This window comes from Zooshikella ganghwensis DSM 15267 (assembly GCF_000428585.1).
Lineage (GTDB): Bacteria > Pseudomonadota > Gammaproteobacteria > Pseudomonadales > Zooshikellaceae > Zooshikella > Zooshikella ganghwensis.
Genome location: NZ_AUAF01000004.1, coordinates 1 through 25,563, shown reverse-complemented (window position 1 = coordinate 25,563; position 25,563 = coordinate 1). Strand labels below are relative to the sequence as shown.

Here is a 25,563-nt window from a genome sequence, read left to right as displayed (position 1 = left end):
AAGATTCCAAAATTAAGGAGAAAAAATGATTAGTTTTTTAAAAAAGGCAACTCTATTTGCTACTGCATCACTATTAAGTACGTTAATACAAGCGGCAGATACGTTTAATGTGGCATGGTCTCATTATACTGGTTGGGAACCTTGGGCCTATGCTGATGAAAAAGGCATTTTAAAAAAGTGGGCTGATAAGTATGATATTGAAATAAAACTCACACTGGTAAATGATTATATAGAGTCAATTAATCTTTATACAGGTGGTAAGTTTGATGCTTGCACTATGACGAATATGGATGCCTTAACCATACCGGCAGTTGGTGGTATTGACTCAACGGCTATCATCATTGGTGATTACTCAAATGGCAATGATGGCATTGTACTTAAAAATGGCAAAACGGTTAAAGATCTTAAAGGTCGTGAGGTGACGTTAGTTGAACTCTCTGTATCTCACTATCTACTCGCAAGAGCACTGGATATGAATGGTATGTCAGAGCGAGATGTTAAGGTGGTTAATACCTCCGACTCTGATATTGCTTCACTTTTTATTGCTAATGAAAATGCGGCAACTGTAACTTGGAATCCACCTCTACAACAAGTAAGAAACAGTAAAGGTGCAAACCTGGTGTATGATTCCTCAAAAATTCCAGGTGAAATTTTAGACTTAATGATCGTAAAAACAGACGCAGATGAGCGCCTAAAAAAAGCATTAACGGGTGCCTGGTATGAAACAATGGCCATTATGTCTAAGCGTGATAAAGTAGGTAAAGAGGCTATCCAATTTATGGCTAGTAACTCAGGGGCGACTGAAGCTGAGTTCAATGCTCAGTTAAAAACAACACATATGTTTTATACTGCTAAAGAAGCTTCGGAGTTGGCTGCTAGTGGTGATGTGAAGAAAACGATGGAGCATGTCAGACAGTTTTCGTTCGATAAAGGGTTATTTGGCGCAAATGCTTCCTCTCCTGACTTTGTAGGAATAGAGTTTGCTAATAGAGATGTGTTAGGTAATAAGAAAAATGTTAAGCTTCGATTTACAGACAAGTATATGAAAATGGCTGCTGATAATAAACTGTAATAAAAAGATTTTATACCGGCAAAGCCTGGTATATTTCTAATATCTATATACACGATCTGCTAAAAGCAATATATACTTATGTAATATATGTGTTGCAATAGTCACTGTAAAAAATAACAGAGTCATATTGTATCTCAAAAGTAAAGCTCCATTCCTGAATGTAGATTTGACTATGGAGCTACTTTGAAAGCAGGTTTAAACATGTTTAGTCAAGTAGAAATCGTTATGCCACAGTATGATGCTAACAGGCATAGTATTTTTCTTGGCTGTAGTTCAAGGCCCAGTTGAGATGTCTCACTGGGCTTTTTTATTTTGGAGTACTTATTCGTGAAATAAAAGGTAGCATGATGGAAACGGCCCATAAAATACTAAAACTTGACAAGTCAGGAAAACCAGTGCGGTGGCTTACAACAGAAGAAGCCGTTATCTTACATGTTAAACAGCAAGTTTTATGGAGCATTGGTGAAAAAACTTTTGTTATGCGAGGAGGAATATCCCGTACGGGGCAGCGTTCAATTATTTATCTACCAAGTATTATGGCTGTCGATGGTAAAGTTCAGGATAAAAGTAATGCGCCACCTTTAAAAAATATTTATTTATTCAGACGGGACTACTTCATGTGTATGTACTGTGGCAAGCAATTTGGCTACAGTGACTTATCCCGAGATCATGTAAAACCAAGATGTTTAGGTGGAAAAGATCATTGGACTAATGTCGTAACGGCCTGCAAACGGTGTAATATGCGTAAGGGGAATAAAACACCTGAAGAAGCTGATATGGAATTATTGGCAGTGCCTTTTCAGCCTAATATTTACGAGTTTTTATATTTAGCAAATCACCATGTGCTAGCAGATCAAATGGAGTTTTTGAGGAATAGGTTTAGTAATAGACCCCATTGGGAAATGTTTGTGCACTAACTACTCTGGTAGTTCTATATCGTTAGGGATTTGCATGGCTTCTTTTTGTAGGGCTGAATTGAGTTGTTGTTCAATGAGTAGTTTATATTGTATATGGTCAATAAAACTGGGAAATACTCCTTTAAATACCGTATGCTGTAATGGCGATAGATCAAGGTTAATAATATAAGCGGGGTAGGGAAGAGACATTTCTCGGTGGTTTAAAATTGCTTGTGCAACTTTAATAAAGACTACTTTTCCCAAATGGTTTTCATCGTACTCCTTGTTTTCACATGTTATTTTTATGTTGGTATTCTTAGTGTGATTTAGTGTAACTTGAACGTGGATATCAAATTCATTACCAAAATCACTGTGAAAATTTTTAGTGGCAATGGGGGTAATCTGAGACTGATCGTTATTAATCGTGATTATTTCCCAAAATTGCAGCTCCTGTATAGATGTTCCAGGTTTAAGATCCGCATCTCTTTGACTCAGCCAGTGATGAGTAAATCGTTGTAGTTTATTCAGAAATAAGTGATGGTTCAGGTAGGGAACATGAAAGTAATAAAAATCTCCCATCTCATCACTACAATAAATGAATGCTCGTTGGTTATCTATCTGGAAAAAAAACTGAAGAATACCTTTTTGAGTTTTTTGCTGTATAAAAGGTTCTATAGCTAAAAAGCCTGTTGGGAGTTTTCTTTGCTCTTGTGAACAAAAGGTAAAGCGGTCAATTTGTGTTGAGCTTAAATTTAAAAAAGTATGAATCTGGGTTTCGTGATGAGCCGGTTTCACACCGTACTACTCCTGGTTTTAAAGAAGCGTTGCCATCGATATACCCTTCACTGAGGGTACTTTTTCCCTAAGAAGGGTTGTACTGATAGTATAGTGTTATATTGCATTTAGATAAAACTATGATGACAATTTAAGTTTCTCTTTAACACAGAAGGTTGTAAGAATACCCATTACTGTGGGTATTCTTATTACTTTTCGTTTGATTGCTAATAATCGTATGTTATTCAACTTCTGAGAGGGTAGCTAAGCGCTTGGAGAGATTGTTTTGTGCGCGATTTGTCGCTTCAATTACTTGAGAGGGGGCGGTACCACCAAAATGATTTCGTGCACTGACCGAACCTTCAAGGGTGAGCACATTATAAACGTCACTGGTAATGACCGTCGAAAACTGTTGTAGTTCTTCAAGAGAAAGCTCAGATAGGTCTTGCTGTTTTTTGAGAGCATAAGCGACAGATTGCCCCACAATTTCATGCGCATCACGGAAGGCGACGCCTTTTTTGACTAAGTAATCAGCCAAATCTGTTGCTGTTGCAAAGCCTTTACGAGCCGCTTCGCACATAATGTCTCTGTTTGCACGAATGGCTGGGATCATATCACCATAGGCTCTCAGGCACCCTAGTAGTGTATCCACAGTATCAAAGAGGGGCTCTTTATCTTCTTGATTGTCTTTGTTATAGGCGAGTGGCTGCGCTTTCATTAATGTTAAGAGCGCATTAAGGTGTCCATATACTCGGCCTGTTTTTCCACGAATAAGTTCAGGTACATCAGGGTTTTTCTTTTGTGGCATGATGGAAGAGCCTGTACAAAAACGGTCAGGTAAATCAATAAAATTGAATTGCGCTGATGTCCAGATAATTAGCTCTTCTGACATGCGAGATAAATGCATCATGATAATGCTAGCAGCAGCTGTAAATTCGATTGCAAAATCACGGTCACTTACAGAGTCTAATGAATTGCCAGTTGGCTGATCGAAGTTGAGTGCTTGTGCCGTATAATGACGATCAATAGGGTAGGTTGTTCCAGCAAGTGCAGCAGCACCTAAGGGACACTGGTTCATTCGACGTTGACAGTCTTCTAATCGTGAATAATCACGCTCTAACATTTCATACCAAGCCATTAAATGGTGGCCAAAGGTAACCGGTTGTGCCGTTTGTAAATGGGTAAAGCCTGGCATGATAGTATTTGCTTCTTGGCAAGCCAGTTCAGTAAGCGCTTGTTGAACACGAGTAATAGCAAATAAAATGGCATTAATTTGATCGCGCAAGTACAGTCGTATATCTGTGGCAACCTGATCATTTCGCGAGCGTCCAGTGTGAAGTTTTTTCCCCGCAATACCAATTTTATCCGTAAGGCGTGCTTCAATATTCATATGAATATCTTCAAGCGCAATTGACCATTCAATTTTACCTGAGGCTATCTCATCTGCTATTTCTTGTAAGCCTGTAATAATTGAGTCACTCTCTGCGGCTGTCAGGATGCCTACTTTAGTAAGCATTTTAGCATGAGCAATAGAGCCATTAATGTCATGTCGGTAGAGACGGTGGTCAAAGTGAATAGAGGCCGTAAATGAGGCAACGAAGGCATCAGTCGCTTCACTGAATCGACCGCCCCACTGTTGATTGGTTGAAGGCTGATTGGTTTGTATTTTTTTTGAGTTACTCATTAAGTTGGCCTTTTATCTGCGTATGTTTTGAGCGCTCTCCACCATAGAGAAATGATAATAGCGTATATTTGATACACAATTAAAATATTTATGTAGCAATCTTTTTTAGCTGATAATTGGAATACTCGTTCTAATGATCCGCTCTTGATAACCAATACTCTTCAAATAAATAAGTTATTTTTTATGGCGCATAACACTGATTTAGAACAACCAGGAACGTTGAAAGATGACTTTTTTCTGCCTGACTTGTGCACTACAAAAGCGGTATTTTTATTGGTGCTGCTGGCAGAGTTGATTGTATTTGTTTGGGTACTTGCACTGCCACAGGAAGCTACATTTGACTGGAATCGACTGGCACTAGCCTCGTTTTTTGTTCAGTGGATTGTGTTGGTAAGTGCTGCATTGCTTTGTTGGTTGCGTTCTTGGTTAGCTAAAAAACCTTTATGGCTCACCTTAGCATGTTGCTATGGTATTGTGGTTTTTGTCACAGTTACTTTTGCGCTTGCTGCAGAATGGGCGCTCTATTTACCAAGAGGGTTTCAGCCTTTTTGGCAAGGTATTGATATTACCAAGCTGGGTAAGTATGTGTTACTGGCTGTTATTTTAGCCAGTTTATTCTTGCGCTATTTTTATGTTCACCAGCAACTATACTATCAACAACAGGCAGAGCTACAGGCGCGCTTACAAGCTTTGCAATCGCGTATTCATCCACATTTTTTGTTTAACAGTCTCAATAGTATTGCTAGCCTGATAGTTATCAATCCTGATAAAGCTGAGCAAGCTGTTGAGGATCTGGCAGGGTTACTACGGGCTACACTGGATGATGTGACTTTAGAAGTCACTTTGCAGCGGGAAGTCGAAGTTTGTCAGCAATATATTCGTATTGAACAGCACCGGTTTGGGGAGCGCTTAACTGTGAACTGGCATATGAAGGGTGTGCCAATGGATTTACCGATTCCGTTATTGACTATTCAGCCCATTTTAGAGAATGCGGTGCTGCATGGAATTCAACCAATTCCGGATGGAGGTGTGATAGAAGTCACGTTAGAATATTTAAATGATCTACTTATCTTGCGTGTTGTTAACCCGTTAGCTATGTATTATCAACAACAGCCGGGAAAAGGTAATCGTTTAGCGTTGGCTAATATTCAGGCCCGTTTACAAGCCCTATACGGGTATCAAGCCCAGCTGTCTGCCAGCAAGTCCGACAATATGTTTGTGACGGAGTTAAAATATCCATGCCAGCCAGGAGTTGAGGCTGGCCGGGGAGAGTGAGCAGTAATGATCAAAGTGTTGATTGCTGATGATGAGCCTTTAGCCCGTGACCGTTTGCGCCGTATGACAGAGGGGATTGAGGGGTTTTGCGTCCTTGAAGAAGAAGCGCGAACTGGGGCAGAGGCGATTGCAATTGCTCATCAGCGTAAACCTGATGTTGTTTTATTAGATATTCGTATGCCGATGATGGATGGTTTAGAAGCAGCTATGGTTCTGTGTGAAATGGACTGTCCCCCTGCTATCATTTTTTGTACTGCATATGATCAATATGCTTTAGAAGCGTTTCATGTTCAGGCTGTAGGTTACTTATTGAAGCCTGTTAAGCAGGAAGCGCTATGTAAAGCACTTCAAAATGCACAACGCACCAATCGCTCCCAGTTAGCTGCGTTAAATGATCGACTGTCCGAAAATGAGCTGAAAAAAAGAACGCATATAAGTGCGCGAACATATAAAGGCATTGAACTTATTCCATTGAACGATGTTCGTTTTTTTCAGGCCGATAATAAATACGTGACAGTAAACCATGCCAAAGGTGAGGTACTTATTGATGAAACACTAAAAGAATTAGAAACTGAATTTGCTGATGCGTTTGTTAGAATTCATCGCAATGCCTTGGTGGCGCGTCGAGCGATAGAAAGTATGACACGTAATGATCAAGGTTCTTATGAGATTCATTTACGAGATGTGATTAAACCTCTTCAAGTGAGTCGCCGGCATGTTGCAGAGATGCGTCGGCTACTAAAGTCTTTATAGTACTTCTTTTTCTGTCTATGTTTGTTGAGCAGCCCAGAGTTACCTGGGCTGTTTGTATTGCCGCAAATTGTTACACTATCGGTGTGAATAGCCCTTAACCGGAAGTGTTGACGTGAAAACCATTCGAATTGCCACCCGTAAAAGTGCACTTGCTCTTTGGCAAGCAAACCATGTTAAGCAACAACTTGAATGTGCTTATCCTGACGTACATGTTGAGCTTGTCGCGATGATAAGCCAAGGGGATAAACTGCTTGATGCGCCTTTAGCAAAAATAGGGGGTAAAGGACTCTTTGTTAAAGAGTTAGAAAAAGCGCTGCTTTCTGGTGCTGCAGATATTGCAGTACATTCCATGAAAGATGTGCCTATGGAGTTTCCAGTAGGGTTATGTCTACCAGTTATTGGGTTGCGCGAAGATCCCCGTGATGCTTTTGTCAGCCATAGTGCCAGTTGTTTGGATGAGCTTCCACAAGGGGCTATCGTTGGAACCTCCAGCTTACGAAGGCAATGCCAGCTGTTAAAACACCGACCTGATTTAACGATTAATTTTTTGCGTGGAAATGTCAATACGCGTCTAGGCAAGCTGGATGCGGGTGAATATGATGCCATCATCCTTGCGGCTGCGGGACTGAAAAGACTCGAGTTGGAAGCGCGCATTACGGACTATTTTTCTCCGGACATCATGATTCCTGCCGCAGGCCAAGGAGCCTTAGGTATTGAGTGTCGTACAGCTGATACCGAGCTTAAAAAGGCGCTAAGTGTTTTACATGACACTGAAACGGCTGCCTGTGTGACAGCAGAGCGTGCTGTAGTTACTTATTTGAAAGGAGGTTGTCAGGTTCCAATTGGCGCTTATGCAACGTTACAGGAGGGCAAGCTGAGCTTAACGGCAATTGTTGCTGAGCCTGATGCCAGTAAGGTGTATATGAGTGAAATTGAAGGTGATATCAGCCAGGCTAAAGTATTAGGTGAAACGGTGGCAAAAGAGTTAATACAACAAGGGGCGGGTGATATTTTGCAGAAACTATTAGAGAATTGGACGAATCCATTGGTCATAAAATAAGCTTTCAATCAATCAGGAAGATAGCACATAACCGATGAAATGATGATTACACCAGTATTTTTAGTGACTCGTCCCGAACCTCAGGCCAGTCAATTGGTCCAAAGCTTGGCATTGGCTGGGCTGCGTGCACTGGCTTTACCTATGATTGCCATTCAGCCATTACCAGAATCAGCACCACTTCGTGCCATTTGGCAGAATTTAGCACAGTTCGATAAAGTGATTGTAACCAGTACTGCGGCTGCTCAAATTGGACTGTATCAGGCTGAACAGTATTGGCCGCAGTGGCCGGCAGGCTTGATGTGGTTTGCGATTGGTCAAGCAACGGCGTCTGTTATGCAACAGTTGTCGATTGACAGTACTTTATCAGACCAGGGTGCTGATAGTGAAGCATTGTTGGCTTTGCCATCATTACAAGCAATACAACAGCAACGAGTGTTGCTTATTAAAGGCAAAGGAGGTCGTTCATTGATTCAGCAAACGCTTGAGTCAAGAGGGGCGGATGTGACAGTGTGTTGTGTTTATGAGCGTATTGAGCCAGCGTATCATGCTCAAGATGTTGAACAGCTCATTAAAGACCAAGGTGTCACAACAATAATTGCCACAAGTGGAGAAATCGCTAGTAACTTATTAGAGTATATTGACGGTACGATGGCTGCCAACCTGCAACTTATTGTGCCTAGTGAACGTGTGGCATTGCTCCAACAAAATCAACAATGGGCTGATATTTTTGTAGCTGAGGGGGCGAGTGACCAAGCTATTTTGAAATGCATACAGCGATATATTCTTAAAACCTAATCCTGTTTTTTTTGTTACGTTAGAATCTTTGGCGTTGTGAGGCAGTATCTGGTGGTCCAGTCATAAGTTAGGTATCAGTATTAGTATCGGTAAGTATGTATAAAGTGTCATACAAATAAAAATCAGCAAGTGAATAGATTGCTGATAGGCTTGGTCAGCCTTTCACAGCGAGTGTAGTTTTCCTGAGTTAAAATATGTCCACATCAAGTTGTGAAATATTAATGTACTATTGAATCTGTTGAACCTGTTCAGCAGCTTTTTTGAATGTAAAGTTTGGTAATTTGCTCATGACAACGAAGAAAGATGGAAATAACACGCCAAATGAGGCATCGAGTCCAGATGCAAAAGGAAAGCATGATGTCAATGAACAGGCGAATACAGTAAATCCAAAAAAGGCTGATCAGCAGCCATCGCAAGAGGAGCAAAGTACAAATCTGCAAGCATCCCAACCAGCACCTGATAGCCAACATTCCATGGCCCAAAAAACGCCTCCTGCTGAGCAAGCTGTTGCAGGGCAAATGCCCAAAAAGCGTAATCTCGTTAGCATTATTGCCTTAACAACCAGTGTAATCACTTTGGGGTTGGTAGGAGCAATCGCTTACATTGATTATGATGTGGGCTATTACTTTAAGCATGAAGGCACAAAGTTTAATCCAGAGCTGACAACATCTGCAGCGGTTGAGCAGTTGGATAATAAGTTGGGAGGAGAGCTTCAGCAAATGAAGCGTGCTAACCAACAATCACAGCAGCAGATACAACAGTTGGTAAGTAAGCAACAGCAACAAACACAATCAGTCCGTAACCAAGCAAATGATTTATCAGAAAGTTTAAGTAACTTACGTCAGCAGTTTAATCAAATGCAAGGCACAAGCCGTGATGACTGGCAGTTAGCTGAAGTGGAGTATATGTTGCGTCTTGCCAATCAACGGTTACTGACAGAAAAGGATGCACAGGGCGTAGAAGCGATTTTAGTGAGCGCGGATAAAATACTGGCAGGTTTGGATAATTACTCGCTTTATCCTGTTCGTGAAGCGCTAGCCAAAGATTTAGTGGCTGTTCGTGCGATTCCCAGCATTGATCTTGAAGGACTCTATTTGCAATTATCAGCATTAGAAGGCGCAATTAATGAGCTTCCGTTGATACCACCTGCAGGCTATGAGCCAGAGAAGCCTACTCAAGTTACAACTAGCGATGAGGAAAAAGTGGATGATGGCTTTTTTGAGTATGCTCAAAACCATATTGCAGTATTATGGGATGGATTTACACAGTATTTTCGTTTCTCCACCGATCGTGACAAACCAGTAGAATTACTATTAACACCTAATGAAGAACTTTATTTACGCCATAATTTACGTTTAATGTTGGAGCAGGCGCAACTTGCCTTGTTACAAGGAAAGCAAGAAATATATTTGAATAGCTTGAGTAAAGCAGAGCTTTGGGTAAAAAATTACTTTTCGCTTTCCAGTCGCGATGCTGAATCTATGTTAGGACAACTTGCTGAATTACAGAACGTTAAACTTGCGCAAAAAATGCCTGATATTTCTGGCTCCCTTAAAGCAATTAAAGCCTATATTGATAATTTGCACCGTTTTCATGAGGGTAAACTACCCAAAAATAAATCAGAGAGTGACACTTCTACTGAGGCCGGCAGTCGCAACGCCTTAATGTCTGAAGTACAACGGACACAAAATTAAGGGCGGAGTAAAATGAAAATATTCTTTTATTTTTTATTATTATTGCTGTCTATTGCCGCAATCATTACCGGGATGAATCAAGATCAGGGCTATGTCCGTATTGCCTGGGATGGAATGGTCTTTGAAAGCACCCTGTGGATGTTGTTTGTATTTATGGGCATTGGTTTTTTGGGCTATAAAGCTTTACGTTGGCTAATAAGTTTGTTGTTGAGTACTACAGGCTGGGTTGTACCAATCACCTCATCAAGTCGCCAACAACGTGCTAAGCGTCAGTCGGTGAGAGGATTAAATTGCCTTATAAATGGCCAGTGGGATCAGGCTCAACGGTTACTGTCAAAGTCAGCAGAACAAGGTGAAGCCCCTCTAATTAACTATTTGGCGGCAGCGCGAGCGGCTTTTGAAGCTGGCGATAGTGAGAGTGTCAGTGATTATTTACGAAAAGCAGATAAAAGTGTATCTGGTGCTAAAGTAGGTGTAGGTATTGCTCAAGCACAACTTCAATTATCTGCCGGGCAATTTGAGCAGGCCTTGGCAACTTTGCAAGAGTTACGTCGTAAAGTCCCTCGGCATAAATATGTTTTAAAGCTTTTAAAACAAGTGTGCATTCGTCTTAATGACTGGGATCAGCTGGCTGAGCTGTTGCCTGTATTAGAACGTCGAAAAGTAATTTCGGACGATGAGTTAAAGGACTTACAGCAACGCACCTGGAAAGCGCAACTCGAACAGGCATGTCAGCGTAGCAAAATTGAGGACAAGGATGAAGATAGGGCTTCAGCTATTCAAGCGGTGTGGGATAGTTTACCTCGCCAAGCAAAACACGAAGTATCAGTGGTTGAAGTTTATGTACGCTGTTTATTAAAACTAAATGCTCATGTTGTTGCTGAAAAAGTCGTGCGCGAGGCGCTTGGTCGAAATTATGATGATCGACTTATTAAGCTTTATGGCTTAACGGCGGGAAAAGATGTTAAAAAACAGTTGGCACTGTGTGATCAGCTATTGGCAAGTTATCCAGATAATCCTGAGATAATGCTGGCATTGGGTCGTTTATGCTTACGTAGTGAAATGTGGGGTAAAGCAAGAAGTTACTTTGAATCCACATTAAAAGTTCGTAAGACACCTGAAGTGTATAATGAGTTGGGTAGGTTACTAGCACACCTAGGTGATCATCAACAAAGTACAGAGCACTTTAGGGAAGGGCTAGCTTTAGTTGCACGCTCAGACGTCACTAAGTATCCAACTCCCATTGCAAAACAGCCAGCGGCTTAATAGGAAACCGGTTAATAATGTAGTCATACTCTTGCAGCACTACCCTAAAAAAAGAGCAGAAATCTGCTCTTTTTTTATACATGATATTTCATCGCCAGCTTTTATCCCATGGCGCAAGGGTGACAGCAATCTGGTCTACAGACATAATCGTCAATACACGTAAGTTATAATTGTCATTATACATATCGACTACATAATTTTTTTGTACACGTCTTTTCTCTGTGACAATTCGGCTTGTGCCTTTCCATATATCATACTGAACATCAAGTCGTTCACCTGATGTGGGTTGCCACTCGTAACTTATAAAAACAATGGTTTTGTGGCCAGTTGGATAGTCATATACAACATGACTTAAGGAAAACTGAACCTTGGATTCGTTGTTGGAAACGATATAAGTTTCAATTGTTTCTCCACTTGGGACAACCAAGCGAGGTGTTTTAGCCAAAGCCATACCTTGTGGTAATAAAATATGTCGTAATGACATGTGAAGTGGTAGATAAGATGTGCAGTTTACAAGGGTTAAAATTGGTGTTGTCTTAAATGTTGTATCAATACAAGTGGAGTGAGTTCTATTAGCATAATCAATATCTGTGTTCATCAGTATGTGCTCTTTTCTTTAGTAAGGTACTTTTGAGGAGAGAGTTGAAATTAAATGAACTAAAAGAGCAAAAGAAGAGGGAATTTTTTCTGCAGTTTTTTATGGGAATAAACTATCTATACTCATAGTGAAGGATTTTTAGTGGAGCTAGTCTGTTAAGTTAGCTTCATTGGGAAGGAAGCGTAAAGCTAAGTGTTGTTTTATTTTCCGAATAATCTTCAAAAATAATACGAATAGATCTACCTTGGCGCTCATAGTTTGAAACTTTAAATTTAGAAGTTATGTCACTTCTAAAATTCGTCATAAAAAAAGTTTTCATTTCTTGCAAATTTTGGGGTGCCTGACCAGTCGTTAAATATGTTTCAATAATATAGATTTTTACAGGAGTTAGGTTAGCTTTCATATTTGCTTGCTCAGCTGAACTTAAGTGCTGTAAAGTGGTTTCTAATTGCTCAATTTTTTTTAAGTTAGCTATACGATTTCTTGTTTGAGAGACGTACTGTTTCATTCTGTTGATGATGGTATTTACTTCGTCTATATCTCGCTGCTGGATGAGGTATTGAGCATAAGCATAAGGTGTATCGATATGGAGTTCATCGAAAATAACCTGCTTTTGTTTAATTGTTGCAGCATCTAAAGCTTGCTGCAACAAGTGGATTGCACGTTGAAACTCTCTATTTGCTTTAGCATTCAGTGCACTTTGGTAAAGGTCAAATGCTTTATCTTCATTGGTTCTAAAATTATTTGCTGAGTTAGCTGTATTTGTTGAGGCCCCAGGTTCTGTGGGCTTTTGGGAGAAGCTACCGGTTGATAAGGTGTTTTTTTGTTTAGTTATGTGGGTTGTTTTAAAACCAAATGCTGATTTCGCTTGACCTTCTTCGTTAGTTGTTTGCGTTGCGGTTTTTTCTGGTGCAGTTCCTTGAATAATACCTAAGGTTGCCAGTGCATCATTAACGGGGATAAGGTAATTTATTCCCATTGATGTACCTGCAGCGCTGATGAGACCAGAAACGCTAATCGCAATTAGCTCACCTTGTTTGTTGTAAACTGGCCCACCAGAGTTTCCTGGATGAATAACAGTATCTGTTTGATAGTAACTAAGTCCTTTACGCTCTCGTTGAGCGGATATGATACCACTGGTTACGGTATACTTAAGTGACTCTGAGAGGGGAGAGCCAACTACATAAATTGTATCTCCCACATCAGGTAGTGTTTGGCTAATAACGGTTGCTTGTATATCAGGAGCTGTTGTGGTTTGTAATAATGCTACATCTCGCTTCACATCTTTTCTTAATAGTTGAGCAACATACTCTTCGTTATTTAAGAAAACCAAAAACTGGTTTCCTTCAGAAATTACATGTGCATTGGTCAAAATATGTCCTTGTGAGCTGATAAGCACACCACTGCCATGTCCAGAAACATTGCGTATAGTAGCTGCAGTTTTTTTTATGATGGCACTGCGTTGTTTAAATGTGAGTTGTTCTTCTGGGTAACGCAAAGGTATTTTAATTAGTTCGAATTTATTGGGAGTGTCCAGTAATTTGATATTAATCGCAACAGAGTCTGCTACGCGTTGATCTGAGAGAAAGTTGTCAAAGGAAACTTGGATTGCAGAAAGAATAGCTTGAGAAGTGTTTTGATTTGTATTGCCATATGAAGAGGCATAGCTTGCACCATCAGTATCTATAGAGATTTGCTTTTTTCTATACAAGGAATCAAAAACTGACCATTCTATTTTGAGATAAACATCGCTTTTTGAAGTGCCTTCATCATAGTTATCACATGTGTCAACGATAATTTTTTTTAGTTTGCTTATTAACATAAAACGTGTTTCAAGGTTATCTGCGACTTTATAATTATTTTTGGTAAGCGTGTTTTGAATCATTTTTAATGCTGATTCATCAGCTAAATAGGTGTTACCAACTTTCCAGACGAGCTTCCCTACTTTTTTATCACACTGATACCCTGCCCATTGAGTGCCAACAGAAATTTCACCATATTGGGCATCGGGTAGTTCCGCTTTTAATGGTGTAACTGCTAGTGGTGAGGCTGGAATATTTTTATTATAAGCTTTTGGATAAGCAACTTTGACTTGTGGTAATCTTGAGTGTGGTTTATTAGGTTTTACTGTCTCAAAGCCTTGATCAGCACTTGATGCTTCAGGATGGGAGTCCGAAAAATGGATATTTCCTTGATCATCCACCCATTTGTAGACACCTGCATAGGCTGTGCTGGTAATAATATAGGTTAAAATTACGAATCGAATGCACCACGCACAATGCCTTAGGTATGTGTATATCAGTCTAAAATCATACATTGTTGGTGCTATTGTAAGTATTACTCATCATGTTGGTGCACTCAAAGAGCAGTTATATATTTAATACTTATAACAGAAAAACTTTATTTGCTGGCTAAAAACATTGATTTCATGAAGACATTTGAGTTCACTTGATGCTGGCAGACATTGCTAATAATGGTTTTAGATAATATGCTCAGCCAATATTTAAAGTGAATAAAAAAAACAAATTTATCTCTATCCGTTTACCATCCACATTAACTCTTTTAGTTTGGGTAATTACCTTTGCTTTTATAACTAAACAGAGGTTTTGAGTGCAGGCGTCTGATTTGTGAAGACGCGTTATATTCTCAAAAGCTGTTTTAAAGGTACAAGCTGCATCATCAAATGGTAAAGACCACTACATTAAAAGTGGGCATGGTAAACCCCGAGCAGGCTACATACCATCCGTTGGAAACTTAGTTGCTCGTATCTTTGTGGCAAACTGTTTAATGTGGGGAATCTTGCTTTTGTCTGCTATTGACCATAGTCGCCGGAAAATACCATGAGTGCTCATTTAATAGTGTTAGAGCCTTGGTGTCTGATTGCCTTTATTGTTCAAAACTTTTCTAAGGGTTGTTGGTCAATACTGTCATATTACCCCCAACCTTTTGGGGCGGTAGTTCTGATATTGTGCAAGGAGAGTGATGCTATTGTGCTAGATAACTAGGCTGACAGGATTTTGAATGGCTGCGACTAATGGTGATTGACATAATATGTCGGTCATGTCAGTATGCATACTCAAATGACACTCTACTTCTAATGCGTAGAGCTTAATATGAATGCTATCCTTTTCAGCTAACGTTGTTGCGTGTAGATATTCCTTAATTTATTTTTAGTTTATTGATTAGGAGTTTAAGAATGGCATGGACATTAAATGAAGTACAAAAGCTACTTGCTGAAGACCCTCGTTGGGACGTTACTCAGGAAGAAGATGTCATAAAAGTTAAAAACGAAGAAGAAATTGAAGCTTTTTTGACAGTAAGTGGCGAACAAATATTAGTTGAATCACTTTTATTTCCAGCAGCACAAGTTAATGACACTAATGAATTAAATAAAACGATACTTGAAACACATAAACTGTTTCCATTGACAACTATTTCGCTTGAAACGATTAATGGTGAACAGTATTACTCGGCATTTGGTGCATTATCTGCCAGCTCTAAAGTGGATAGCATTGTATTAGAGATTGAACTGTTGTTTACCAATGTTGAAGGCATGCTAGAAAGTTACGAGCACTTCTTAAAATAGTAACTAAATCTACGAATTTATTTAATTGAGGTTGTCGTCATGAGTGTTTGGAAAAAGTTATTTACTGCAATTAAAGGTGGCGCAAATGAGGTGGCTGAAACAGTTGCAGATAGCCAAGCCTTGCGAATTCTTGATCAGGAAATGAGAGAAGCAAAAGATCAGTTACGTAAGTCAGAAGAGTCACTAACCACTATTTTAGCGAAACAAAAGCTGGCTGACCAAAAAACGAAAGAGCTAAAAGCCTCGATTGCTGAGCATGAGAATTATGCAATGCAAGCAATGGAAAAAGGTGATGAAGCCTTGGCGGTTGAAATCGCTGAAAAAATTGCTGAGTTTGAAGGCAGTCTGGCGACAGAGCAAGGTATGCTTGACCAGTTAAATAATTCGGTTAGGTCACTGAAAGCATCCATAAAAGATGCTAAATTGAAACTACGACAGATGCAGACTCAGGTAGACAATATAAAAGCGACAGCTTCGTTACATAAAGCACAAGAAGCCGTTTCTTCTCGTCACTTGGGGGCTAACTCAAAGATGAAAACGGCTGCAGAGTCGTTGCAGCGAATTCAAGAGAAGCAGAAGCAACGCGCTGCAGAAATTGATGCGGCCAATGATCTTGCTGCTGAGGAAGACGGACGAGGCTTACAAGAAAGACTCAAAGCAGCAGGTATTATGGAAAACCAAAGCGCGCAAAGTGTCCTGGAGCGGTTGAAAGCAAAAAAACAGTAATCAATGATCATTTTACAAAGACTAAAAAGCTTCTTTGCTAATCATGTGATTCAAATGACAGTACGAGGGTTATTATTAACCCTCTCTGTTTATGTATTGGTCACATGGATAGGACTCACTCTTTTTCATGAAACCGCAATAACTGATTTATCCATATTCTTTTACTGGTTATTAGTGACAGCATCAACTGTCGGGTATGGTGACTTTTCCCCTGTAACACCTGGTGGTCAGTTGTTTACCGCTATTTTTGTTATTCCTTTTGGGTTGAGTATGTTTGCCATGTCGGCAGGCAAAGTAGCTGCACTTGTACTTAACCAATGGCAAAAAGGCATGAATGGACTGAGAGCATTAAGTATGAATAATCACATTCTCGTTATTGGTTGGCGGGGACAGCGAACAGCACATCTTTTGACGTTGTTATTACGAGAAACTCAGCAGAACTTACAAAGGCAAGTAGTGTTGTGTGTGGATAAAGTCATGGAAAACCCAATGCCTGACGCAATCCATTTTGTTCAAGTTGAAAGTTTTAGCAATAGTAAGGAACTGGAAAGAGCGTGTGTTGTTGATGCTGATATTATCATTGTAGATACAGAAGCTGATGACACAACACTGACGACGGCATTGTACTGTGCCAAAATAAATACGCGCGCTAACTTAATTGCTTACTTTCAAGAAGAGCAGCTGAGTGAACTACTTAAGCTGCATTGCCCTCGTGCGGAATGTATGCCCTCTATTGCTACTGAATTAATGGTTAAATCAGCAATGGACCCAGGATCAAGTCAGCTTCATCACCAACTTCTAAGTGTAGCCCATGGTATGACTCAGTATTCCGCTACTTATCCTAAGGAATGCACTGCTATTGCGTTTAGCAAGATATTTCATGTTTTTAAAGAAAAGCATAATGCAACAGCAATTGGTATTGAGCAAGATGGTCAGCTTTTGGTCAACCCAGCTTTAGATCATCAAGTGTTACCAGGTAATCGCGTTTACTATATTGCTGAAAAAAGAATTTTGCAGATTAGCTGGGAGACGTTGAGTCATGTTTGATTTCTTCAAGAAAAAGAAAAAAGAAGAGCCTGCAGCAGTTAAAGCACCAGAAATCATGGGCTTAAATATCAGTGGCTCTTTCCAGTTAAATGATCTTAAATTACGTTTAATTGAAGAGAAGCTGACGTTTGCCAATGCTCATCGAAATCAGTTAATCCAGGCTGTCGGTGAAGTTAAACTGGATGAAAGTACGACATTATTACGATTTTATACAGATGACGATGGTTTTTTACAAATTGTCTGCAAAGGTGGTTTAACTGAGAATCATATTGATGATGTGAAATTATTTTTTTTCCATAATACACAAGGTATTTCTTCACAAAGTCAATGGGATAAAGTGCTTGATGAGCATGTCAGCCAACCTACCTATTTGTTAGAGAACAATACATTCAAACGAGTGTGGGAGGAGGTAGGTGAAACGTCTCCGCCTGTGGCAATGACAGAAAAGACTTATATGCAAGATGGCTCAACCTCTATTACTGATCAATTTATAATGTTGTATGAGCGAGAGGTTGACGATAATTTGTTTGAATTTTTGTTAGTTTCTGCTGAAGAAAAAATTATTGATAATCAATATGATCGTTGTTTAGTGGAATCTGTTGGTATTAATCTCACCTCATCTGACATTGAAATTATTGGTTAAGGGGAACCAAACATGGATATGATTTTGACCTCCATTCAGGGGCTGGGGGGCTTTGCGCTTTATTTTATCAGCTCGGTTATTGCGTTATTCGCGTTTAAATTTATTTACACGATGATTACGCCTTATGATGAGTGGGCATTGGTTAAGAGTAATAATTCAGCTGCCGCCATTGCTTTAACAGGAACGTTAATAGGTTATGCCATTGCGTTGGGTAGTGCCGCCAAAAACTCAGTCAATTATGTTGATTTTATTGTGTGGGCTGTTGTAGCTTTAATCACACAAGTACTGGCTTATTTAATTGTTCGTCTATTTATGCCGTTAATTGCTTCTCGTATTGAAAAAGCTGAAGTATCTGCAGGTATTGTGCTTGGGGGCGTGTCTATCGCAATAGGTATTTTAAACGCTGCCTGCATGACTTATTAAAAAGGAGGCAGGAAGCATGAAACGCACTCGTTTTATTAATTTAGAGGTAATGCGCAAGGTTACGACCTTTGGCAGCATTGGACTTGGTACAAGTTTATTAGTAGGTTGTTCGGATCAGCCTAATGCAGTGGTTTATCGATCTTTAGATGAATGTAAGTCCGCCAACCCGAATTATGAATCTCAGTGTGAGTTTGCCTACCAGAAAGCATTAAAGTCGTTATATAAAACGGCTCCACAGTATGCAGGTTTAGCTGACTGTGAGTATGAATTTGGTTATGGGCAGTGTATTCAACACTCTAAAAGTGATAATTGGATTCCCTTAATGGCCGGTTTTGTTCTGGCAAAAGCACTTGATAATGATAGAGATATAGACTTTCGCTACAGCCGGCCTTTAATTACATCGTATTCACCATATTCTGATATTCGAGACCACTGGATGACGACTGATGGTCGTACCTATGGTAGTCGATACAATAAAAGTGTTTATGTTTCAAAAGACTCATTTAAAAAAGAACCGCCTAAAGTGACACGGACAATTAGTCGTGGTGGTTTTGGGTCCAAAGCAAAAGCTACATCTTCTTGGAGTTCGCGTTCATCCTCTAGTGGTGGTTGGGGCGGTTAGACTCCAACCCTGCCCAAATAAGAAGTAACACAAGCTTAATGGTTGTATTATTATGTTACGGATTCCAATAAAAGAACGAGCCGATTGGCGTAAAAGAGCAGAAGAGTTTGGCTTTAAATTTCATACCATGTATGGTGAACCTTATTGGGATGAAACTGCTTATTATCAATTTACATTACGACAGATTGAGCAAGACATAGAAGACCCTACTGCAGAAATTCATGAGATGTGCCTTGCCGTAGTGGATAAAGTCATTCGCTCAGAAGAGCTAATGGAGCGTTTTTGCATTCCAGAAACACATTGGGATTTTGTGGCTTCCTCCTGGCAACGAAAAGATGCCTGTTTATATTCTAGGTTGGACTTTGCTTATAATGGAAAAAGCGAAGCAAAACTGTATGAAAATAATGCAGATACTCCTACCAGTTTATATGAAACGGGATTTTGGCAATGGTTATGGTTAGAAGAGTGTGTAAACAAAGGGAAACTACCACGTCAATCAGATCAGTTTAATTCTTTGCAGGAAAAACTCATAACCCGATTTGTTCAGCTAGCAAAAGAGCGTGCAGGTTCTCCTTTATTTTTTTCTTGCAGTAAAGATACTGATGAGGATCGAGGGACGGTACAATATTTACAAGACTGTGCAGAACAAGCAGGTATTGATACTTTTTTTGTTTATGTAGAAGATATTGGTCTTTCTGATGAAGGTGACTTTACTGACCTTGAGGACCATGCGGTACGTTGGATGTTTAAACTCTATCCATGGGAATTCATGTTAAGGGAAGAATATGCACCCTATTTACTGAATAATAAAACAGCATGGCTAGAGCCGCCTTGGAAGGCTATTTTATCGAATAAAGCATTACTACCTATGCTTTGGCGTTTATTCCCTAATCACCCGAACTTATTACCTAGCTATTTTGAAGATGATAAAAATATTGATTTACAGGACTATGTTATAAAGCCTATATTTTCTCGAGAAGGTAGCAACGTTGAAGTTTATCAAAATGGTCAACAGACAACCTTTATTGATGGGCCTTATGGTGAAGAGGGAAAAATAATTCAAGCCTATTACCCATTACCAAAATTTGGTGAAAGCTATACACTCATTGGCTCATGGCTTATTAATGAAGAGCCTGCAGGTATTTCAGTACGAGAAGATAGTTCATTGGTCACTCAAGACTTATCTCGTTATTTACCGCATATTATTTTAAGTTGATTTTATTTTTTTAGGCATAAACCATCCTTGTTGGAAAATGAAGATCAGTCTATAGATGGTTTCCCAATAAACTTAAGGCAGGGTAAGTTGAGGAAAAAATCTACTACTTTTATGCGATCTTGCAGGAAATAACGATATAAACCACCAGCGGTGCTGACTACCAAGTTATACTCTTCTCCTAGTCGTAGTTCATGAACTAGCTTGGATTGCCCTTTATCATTAATAAACTCAAAAAAATGTGAGTTTATACTAATAGGTTTAATATTTTGATTAACGCCTAGAGGAAGAGAAATAAAGGCTTCTGTAGCAATTAACCCCTTTTCTTGGATAACTGCTTGAGGGAATTTATTCGCTATATCTTTAAGAGCATAGACACTGTTTTCTTCTCCCCAGCAGCTTATCAAGGAAAGCTCAGGCCAAATACGAGTGTATTGGTCAGCTGTAAATTTTGCGAGTAACTCACTACGCTTTGGCATTGGCTCAATTTTATACTCATTAATATCATGTTTTTCATCTAATGAAATAGAACCCGTGGCAAGATCATTTAGTAGTAACTGCCAGTAGCTTTTTAGTTGTTTTAATAGTTGAGAAAAATAGTACGGGTGCCAGACAGAAACAAAACGAAGATCTTTGCAGGCTAATAGGTAAAGTAATGTCAGATAATTAAATGAGTCTATAGAATGAAGCTTGATCAGAGAGTTAGGCACCGCAATAACGGAGTTTATGAGTCCATGAATTTTACTGCTTATATAGCTACTTTTTTCTGTATACCCAATTTTAACGGCTGATTTTTGATTAAACTCTATTAAACTAGGCGCAATAGACCAATAGGATGATCCTCCCATAATATTTGGTTTTAACTTAAAAGTGTTGTTGATCCATGGTGCAACACCCAAACTAAATTCTTTTTGGAGTCCTTGTGTATAAGGAATGAGTTTTATATCTCCAGTTACACCACTAGTCGGCATTAAACAAAGTACACTTTCGATTGTGAGGATATGTGTTTTCCCTTCAATTACTTTTTGTATCCAAGGTTCAAAGTCGTTGTAGCCCCTAATAGGAACATACTTCTGATAGTCACTGAAAGTTTTTATGTGTTCAAAGTTATGTTGCTGGCCAAATTGAGTAGATGCATTATTTTTGATGTACTGGAATAACTTGGTAGACTGCGTGCGCTCAGGATGAAGCGCTGCTTTTTTGAATACATAAGTGTTTGGGATATTACCAAGGTACCATAGTGCATTTATAGCCGTTTTGAGCATAAACTAATTAAATATGGGTTGAAAATTTAATCATGACTAAAAAAACTTGAACTCCGGTGTCTTAAAGCTGAGTACAGAGCATATCTTGTGAGAGGTTGAGAGCTTTTTATAAGTTAAGTAAAGCACAGAGCAAACATATTACCTACTATACTCTTCTTCGCGAGAGACAAATCCTGTTAAAACCTAGCTTATGACTAATGTTAAAAAACTATATACGCATGTTTTTTGAACAATAAATTTTTTATTAATATTAGTTATAACGCATGCCAATAATTTGAACTGGTTAGCGGTTTTCTCTGATTAACTTACTATAATTGTCGTATACTTTTTCTGGTGGTTGTGAGAGATCCATTAGTCATTCACTTGATGAATCATTGTTAAAGTATTTGGTTTTAAACCTCCTCCTGTAATTATTTACTTCCCTAAACCTAGCGTTGATGTTTGGCTATCTTTATCGGATAGCCTTTTTTTTGTGTTTTGCTAGCCAATTATCTCTCTTGAACTGCTGAATAGAATACACTTGCTACGTAGCGTTAAGAAAGCAAAGGACTGAAGGGTATACGTTAGAGTAAGTGAATGAGTAGTGATGCGCTGTGATCCCATATTAACTGATGAGTCAGACCAAATGACAGCAACTCGGTCTGATACTCTTACATCAACGCGATTTCAAATTGCTCGCGTAGGTAGATTGCGGTTTGCAACCTATTTTTTGCTGATTATTGCGCCTGTGTTAATTGCAGTGGATATGGCGAGCATAGCTAAAAATACTCAGTACAGTAAGTTAGTCGAAATTTATTTATATCTTGTTTGGCCTTATTTCGCGGGTTATGTAGCAGTTTTTCTTTTACCTGTTGCGCTGATGCGATTTCATGACTTGGGTCGATCTGGATGGTGGGTTTGGACTTTACTTATACCTGGTTATAACCTTTACATTTTCTATATTTTGCTAGCGAAGCCAGGTTTTTGTGATTTAAATCAGTATGGGCCTTTACCGCGGGCAAACTCTCCTCGAACCTACATCATATTTGGTATGTTTTCAGCCCTACCACTAATTTTCATTTATAAAGTAAGTCGAACACTTGTTTATTATGGTTTGTTAGTAAGCATGCAATAAAACAACACTTTAACCGGTTGAAAGTGACTGTTTGAAAGCTCATTAATATGAGCTAGAAATCAAAATGACTTTTACTTGGCAATATGGGTTGGAGCCAGCATACTTTAAGAAGAATAAGCAGGCAAAACAAAGCAAGTATGTGGTTGTTTGTGAAGGAGTAGGGCAAGTGGGTAACAAAATGCCTAAAAGCTTTCAGCAGTTAGTGGTGCCAGTACTGTTAATAGTGGCTAGCTTCTCAATTCAAGCTGAAATGTATCAGTGGCGTGATGATCAGGGGCGCATTCACTATAGTGATAAACCTCCAGTCGATGCAGAGCAGAAGGCTGATAAAGTTGATATCAGAGTTAAAAATAATGATTTCAACTATATGGACGAGGATAGAATGGAGTCTGTAAGGCGGGAAGAAGTAAACAAGCAAGTACAAGAAGATATTCAGCTGGAAGAGCAGATAAAAAATGCTAAAACAGAGGAACGTAAACAGTTAAAGTGCAAGCGTTTAAAGAACAACTTAAAATCTCTCGAAGGCCCTGTAGTACTTGTGGATAAAGATGGTAACCAAATTCCGATGACCGAAAAAGAGCGTGCTGAAAAAGTAGAAGAGTGGCGAAAACTGTACCAAAAACATTGTTCATAGCACACATACCTAAGCGTCAGGAATATGTGTGCCATGATGGTTGAGAGATTAAGTTTGACGATTTTTAATGAGCGTCTCCATAACGCTAGGATCGGCAAGGGTTGTGGTATCTCCTAGTGAGTCAAATTCGTTACACGCAATTTTTCGTAAAATTCGCCGCATAATTTTACCTGAGCGGGTTTTGGGGAGAGCAGGTGTCCAGTGCAAGATATCTGGTTTGGCAATTGGACCAATTTCTTTGGTAACAAAACTACGCAGCTCAGCTTCTAGCTGAGGGCTGGGTTCAATATCATGCATTGGACTGATAAAAGCATAAATTCCTTGTCCTTTGATTTCATGGGGATAACCAACCACGGCTGCTTCAGCAACAGCATCATGTAGCACAAGTGCACTTTCCACTTCAGCTGTTCCCATACGATGACCTGAAACATTGAGCACATCATCAACTCGTCCGGTGATCCAATAGTCGCCATCTTCATCCCGTCGTGCACCATCCCCTGTAAAGTAATAGCCAGGGTAGGTCGAAAAATAGGTATCTAGCATACGCTGATGATTGCCATAAACCGTTCTGATTTGGCTAGGCCAACTCCCTGTAATAACTAAATTTCCTGAGCCAGGGCCTTCGACCAGCTGACCATTGTTATCAACCAGTGCAGGTTTTACACCGAAAAAAGGTTTTGTTGCAGAGCCTGGTTTAAGAGTGCTTGCACCAGGGAATGGCGAAATTAAAATTGCACCTGTTTCCGTTTGCCACCAGGTATCAACTATAGGACAGCGTCCATCCCCAACGACATGGTAATACCATTCCCAGGCCTCAGGGTTAATGGGTTCCCCTACAGTGCCAAGCAGTCTAAGGGATTTGCGAGAGGTATTGCTGACAAACTCACGCCCCTGTGCCATAAGTGCACGAATGGCTGTAGGGGCTGTGTAGAAAATATTAACGTTATGTTTATCAACCACTTCCCAACAGCGTGCAGGAGTTGGGTAGGTTGGTACACCTTCAAACATTAAGGTAGTTGCACCATTGGCTAAGGGACCATAAATGATATAAGAGTGACCCGTTACCCAGCCAACATCAGCAGTACACCAATATACCTCCCCAGGCTGATAGTCAAAGATATATTTAAAGCTCATGGTTGCTTGTAGCAGGTAGCCACCTGTAGTGTGCAAAACGCCTTTGGGCTTCCCTGTTGAACCCGATGTATAAAGAATAAATAATGGGTCTTCGGCATCCATTGTTTCTGGTGGGCAACTGGAAGCTACTTTTGCAGCAAGTTCGTGATACCAAATGTCTCTTCCCGCTTTCCAGGCAATGTTTCCGCCATTGCGCTTTATAACAATCACTGAATGAACATCGGGGCAATGCTCTAAGGCTGCATCGGTATTTTGTTTGAGGGGAATAAATTTACCGCCACGCACACCTTCATCAGCAGTAATAACAACAGAGCAGTCAGCATCTAAAATACGTTCTTTTAGAGACTCTGGAGAAAAGCCACCAAACACTACAGAGTGAATCGCACCGATTCGGGCACAGGCAAGCATGGCATAAGCGGCTTCAGGGATCATGGGCATATAAATACAAACCCGATCACCTTTTTTAACACCCCGTTCTTTTAAGACATTAGCCATACGACACACGTGATCATGTAACATCTGGTAAGTAATGATGAGTGACTGGCCTGGTTCATCTGCTTCCCAAATAATCGCAGTTTGATTGGCTTTGGTTGGCAAGTGGCGATCAATACAGTTATAGGTAACATTTAGCTTGCCACCGACAAACCAAGCAACGTCGCCTTGCGCAAAGTCTCCTTGATAAACTTTTTCCCATGGTGAAAACCAATGCAGGTGGACTTTGGCTTGTTCTGCCCAGAAAGCATCTGGATTGTTGATTGATTCTTGGTACAGTTCTTGATAGTTCTGTTCAGTAATGTATGCGGTTTTAAAGGATTCCTTTACCGCGTGGTTTTTTATTTTGAACATGTCGTATCCTTGTTGTTAACCCCTTGGCGAGGGTTTACATCGCTTGACGTATACCCTTAACGAATCATTTTTATGCGCACTATCCATTGTGCTTACCCTAAAGGATATCGAGATTGGTGCTCTTGGCCATTAGGGAGGGTGGCAATGCAGTTTATGCAGGAGCATTTAACTGCCCCCCTAAAAAATCTTCGTTATGGGTATATTTTTTATGTATTATTTTTATTAAAAGTGGCTCTGTTAATACTATTTTAACGCGATGCTCGACTTTTTAGCCTATTAATTTAGCTAACTGAAGAGGAGCATTGCCTTGGTTCCTATTAAATAATACACACAAACTGTGTGATAATAGCTTGCGGGTAATTCGATTAGTCAAGCTCCATAGTGTTCTGCCTTTGGTTCGCTGAATATTAAACCTTTCTACTAGCTGACCAATCGTTGTCTCC

23 protein-coding genes and 1 pseudogene are annotated in these 25,563 nt (G+C 39.7%); 17 read left to right on the top strand and 7 right to left on the bottom strand.

What is annotated here, in order from left to right; translation table 11 throughout:
* Positions 1-25 precede the first annotated feature (25 nt).
* Both F607_RS0101700 and F607_RS0101695 read left to right on the top strand, forming a co-directional pair.
* Positions 26-1,072 (top strand): putative urea ABC transporter substrate-binding protein, encoded by a 1,047-nt coding sequence (locus F607_RS0101700; RefSeq protein ID WP_027706650.1) that lies wholly within the window; start codon positions 26-28, stop codon positions 1,070-1,072.
* Positions 1,073-1,467: 395 nt separating this feature from the next.
* Positions 1,468-1,989, top strand: a complete 522-nt coding sequence (locus F607_RS0101695; protein ID WP_230400353.1) for an HNH endonuclease — start codon at positions 1,468-1,470, stop codon at positions 1,987-1,989.
* Here F607_RS0101695 and F607_RS0101690 read toward each other — a convergent pair whose 3' ends face one another.
* On the bottom strand, positions 1,990-2,763 hold the full coding sequence (locus F607_RS0101690) for a hypothetical protein (RefSeq protein WP_027706648.1): 774 nt from the start codon (positions 2,761-2,763) through the stop codon (positions 1,990-1,992).
* Positions 2,764-2,983: 220 nt separating this feature from the next.
* A complete protein-coding gene (gene argH, locus F607_RS0101685; RefSeq protein ID WP_051310695.1) occupies positions 2,984-4,426 on the bottom strand; it encodes an argininosuccinate lyase in 1,443 nt (480 codons plus the stop codon).
* Between the two features lie 183 nt (positions 4,427-4,609).
* Between argH and F607_RS0101680 the strand changes: the two genes are divergently transcribed.
* The 6 genes from F607_RS0101680 (at position 4,610) to F607_RS0101655 (ending at position 11,269) form a co-directional block, all read left to right on the top strand.
* Positions 4,610-5,701 (top strand): sensor histidine kinase, encoded by a 1,092-nt coding sequence (locus F607_RS0101680; protein ID WP_027706646.1) that lies wholly within the window; start codon positions 4,610-4,612, stop codon positions 5,699-5,701.
* Positions 5,702-5,707: 6 nt separating this feature from the next.
* Positions 5,708-6,454, top strand: a complete 747-nt coding sequence (locus F607_RS0101675; RefSeq protein WP_233468487.1) for a LytR/AlgR family response regulator transcription factor — start codon at positions 5,708-5,710, stop codon at positions 6,452-6,454.
* Between the two features lie 112 nt (positions 6,455-6,566).
* Positions 6,567-7,514 (top strand): hydroxymethylbilane synthase, encoded by a 948-nt coding sequence (hemC, locus tag F607_RS0101670; protein WP_027706644.1) that lies wholly within the window; start codon positions 6,567-6,569, stop codon positions 7,512-7,514.
* A gap of 39 nt (positions 7,515-7,553) precedes the next feature.
* Entirely contained in the window at positions 7,554-8,309 is a 756-nt protein-coding gene (locus F607_RS27725; protein ID WP_084611062.1) for a uroporphyrinogen-III synthase, read from the top strand.
* A gap of 287 nt (positions 8,310-8,596) precedes the next feature.
* On the top strand, positions 8,597-10,003 hold the full coding sequence (locus tag F607_RS32455) for a uroporphyrinogen-III C-methyltransferase (protein WP_051310691.1): 1,407 nt from the start codon (positions 8,597-8,599) through the stop codon (positions 10,001-10,003).
* 12 nt (positions 10,004-10,015) lie between these two features.
* Positions 10,016-11,269, top strand: a complete 1,254-nt coding sequence (locus F607_RS0101655) for a heme biosynthesis HemY N-terminal domain-containing protein (RefSeq protein ID WP_027706643.1) — start codon at positions 10,016-10,018, stop codon at positions 11,267-11,269.
* 88 nt (positions 11,270-11,357) lie between these two features.
* Here F607_RS0101655 and F607_RS0101650 read toward each other — a convergent pair whose 3' ends face one another.
* Both F607_RS0101650 and F607_RS32450 read right to left on the bottom strand, forming a co-directional pair.
* Entirely contained in the window at positions 11,358-11,867 is a 510-nt protein-coding gene (locus F607_RS0101650) for a hypothetical protein (protein WP_027706642.1), read from the bottom strand.
* A gap of 166 nt (positions 11,868-12,033) precedes the next feature.
* Positions 12,034-14,184 (bottom strand): trypsin-like peptidase domain-containing protein, encoded by a 2,151-nt coding sequence (locus F607_RS32450; RefSeq protein ID WP_084611061.1) that lies wholly within the window; start codon positions 14,182-14,184, stop codon positions 12,034-12,036.
* 879 nt (positions 14,185-15,063) lie between these two features.
* On the opposite strand from F607_RS32450, the gene F607_RS0101640 reads away from it, so the two are divergent.
* From F607_RS0101640 to F607_RS0101610, 7 genes are read left to right on the top strand one after another with little or no spacing between them, the layout of a single operon-like run.
* Positions 15,064-15,453: a DUF2170 family protein gene (locus F607_RS0101640; RefSeq protein ID WP_027706641.1), complete on the top strand. Its 390-nt coding sequence runs from the start codon at positions 15,064-15,066 to the stop codon at positions 15,451-15,453.
* A gap of 39 nt (positions 15,454-15,492) precedes the next feature.
* Complete coding sequence (locus F607_RS0101635; protein ID WP_027706640.1) at positions 15,493-16,179, top strand: PspA/IM30 family protein; 687 nt, start codon at positions 15,493-15,495, stop codon at positions 16,177-16,179.
* Between the two features lie 3 nt (positions 16,180-16,182).
* The gene (locus F607_RS0101630) at positions 16,183-17,226 is read left to right on the top strand and encodes an ion channel (RefSeq protein WP_027706639.1); all 1,044 of its coding nucleotides are present in this window, start codon (positions 16,183-16,185) and stop codon (positions 17,224-17,226) included.
* Entirely contained in the window at positions 17,219-17,869 is a 651-nt protein-coding gene (locus F607_RS0101625) for a YjfK family protein (protein ID WP_027706638.1), read from the top strand. The genes F607_RS0101630 and F607_RS0101625 overlap by 8 nt, the downstream gene beginning before the upstream one ends.
* Before the next feature lie 12 nt (positions 17,870-17,881).
* Positions 17,882-18,292 (top strand): DUF350 domain-containing protein, encoded by a 411-nt coding sequence (locus F607_RS0101620; RefSeq protein WP_027706637.1) that lies wholly within the window; start codon positions 17,882-17,884, stop codon positions 18,290-18,292.
* Between the two features lie 16 nt (positions 18,293-18,308).
* A complete protein-coding gene (locus F607_RS0101615; protein WP_027706636.1) occupies positions 18,309-18,914 on the top strand; it encodes a DUF1190 domain-containing protein in 606 nt (201 codons plus the stop codon).
* Between the two features lie 52 nt (positions 18,915-18,966).
* On the top strand, positions 18,967-20,130 hold the full coding sequence (locus F607_RS0101610) for a glutathionylspermidine synthase family protein (RefSeq protein ID WP_027706635.1): 1,164 nt from the start codon (positions 18,967-18,969) through the stop codon (positions 20,128-20,130).
* A gap of 44 nt (positions 20,131-20,174) precedes the next feature.
* Here the strand turns inward: F607_RS0101610 and F607_RS27710 are convergent, their stop codons facing one another.
* Positions 20,175-21,392, bottom strand: a complete 1,218-nt coding sequence (locus F607_RS27710; RefSeq protein WP_051310687.1) for a GH3 family acyl-acid amido synthetase — start codon at positions 21,390-21,392, stop codon at positions 20,175-20,177.
* Positions 21,393-21,978: 586 nt separating this feature from the next.
* Here F607_RS27710 and F607_RS32445 point away from each other — a divergent pair.
* Entirely contained in the window at positions 21,979-22,506 is a 528-nt protein-coding gene (locus F607_RS32445; protein WP_051310685.1) for a DUF805 domain-containing protein, read from the top strand.
* Positions 22,507-22,570: 64 nt separating this feature from the next.
* Positions 22,571-23,140, top strand: a complete 570-nt coding sequence (locus tag F607_RS0101595; protein WP_027706634.1) for a DUF4124 domain-containing protein — start codon at positions 22,571-22,573, stop codon at positions 23,138-23,140.
* A 48-nt stretch (positions 23,141-23,188) separates the two neighbouring features.
* Here the strand turns inward: F607_RS0101595 and acs are convergent, their stop codons facing one another.
* A complete protein-coding gene (acs, locus tag F607_RS0101590) occupies positions 23,189-25,120 on the bottom strand; it encodes an acetate--CoA ligase (protein ID WP_027706633.1) in 1,932 nt (643 codons plus the stop codon).
* 268 nt (positions 25,121-25,388) lie between these two features.
* Positions 25,389-25,563 (bottom strand): annotated as a pseudogene (locus F607_RS35945) (IS982 family transposase); the annotation flags it as partial.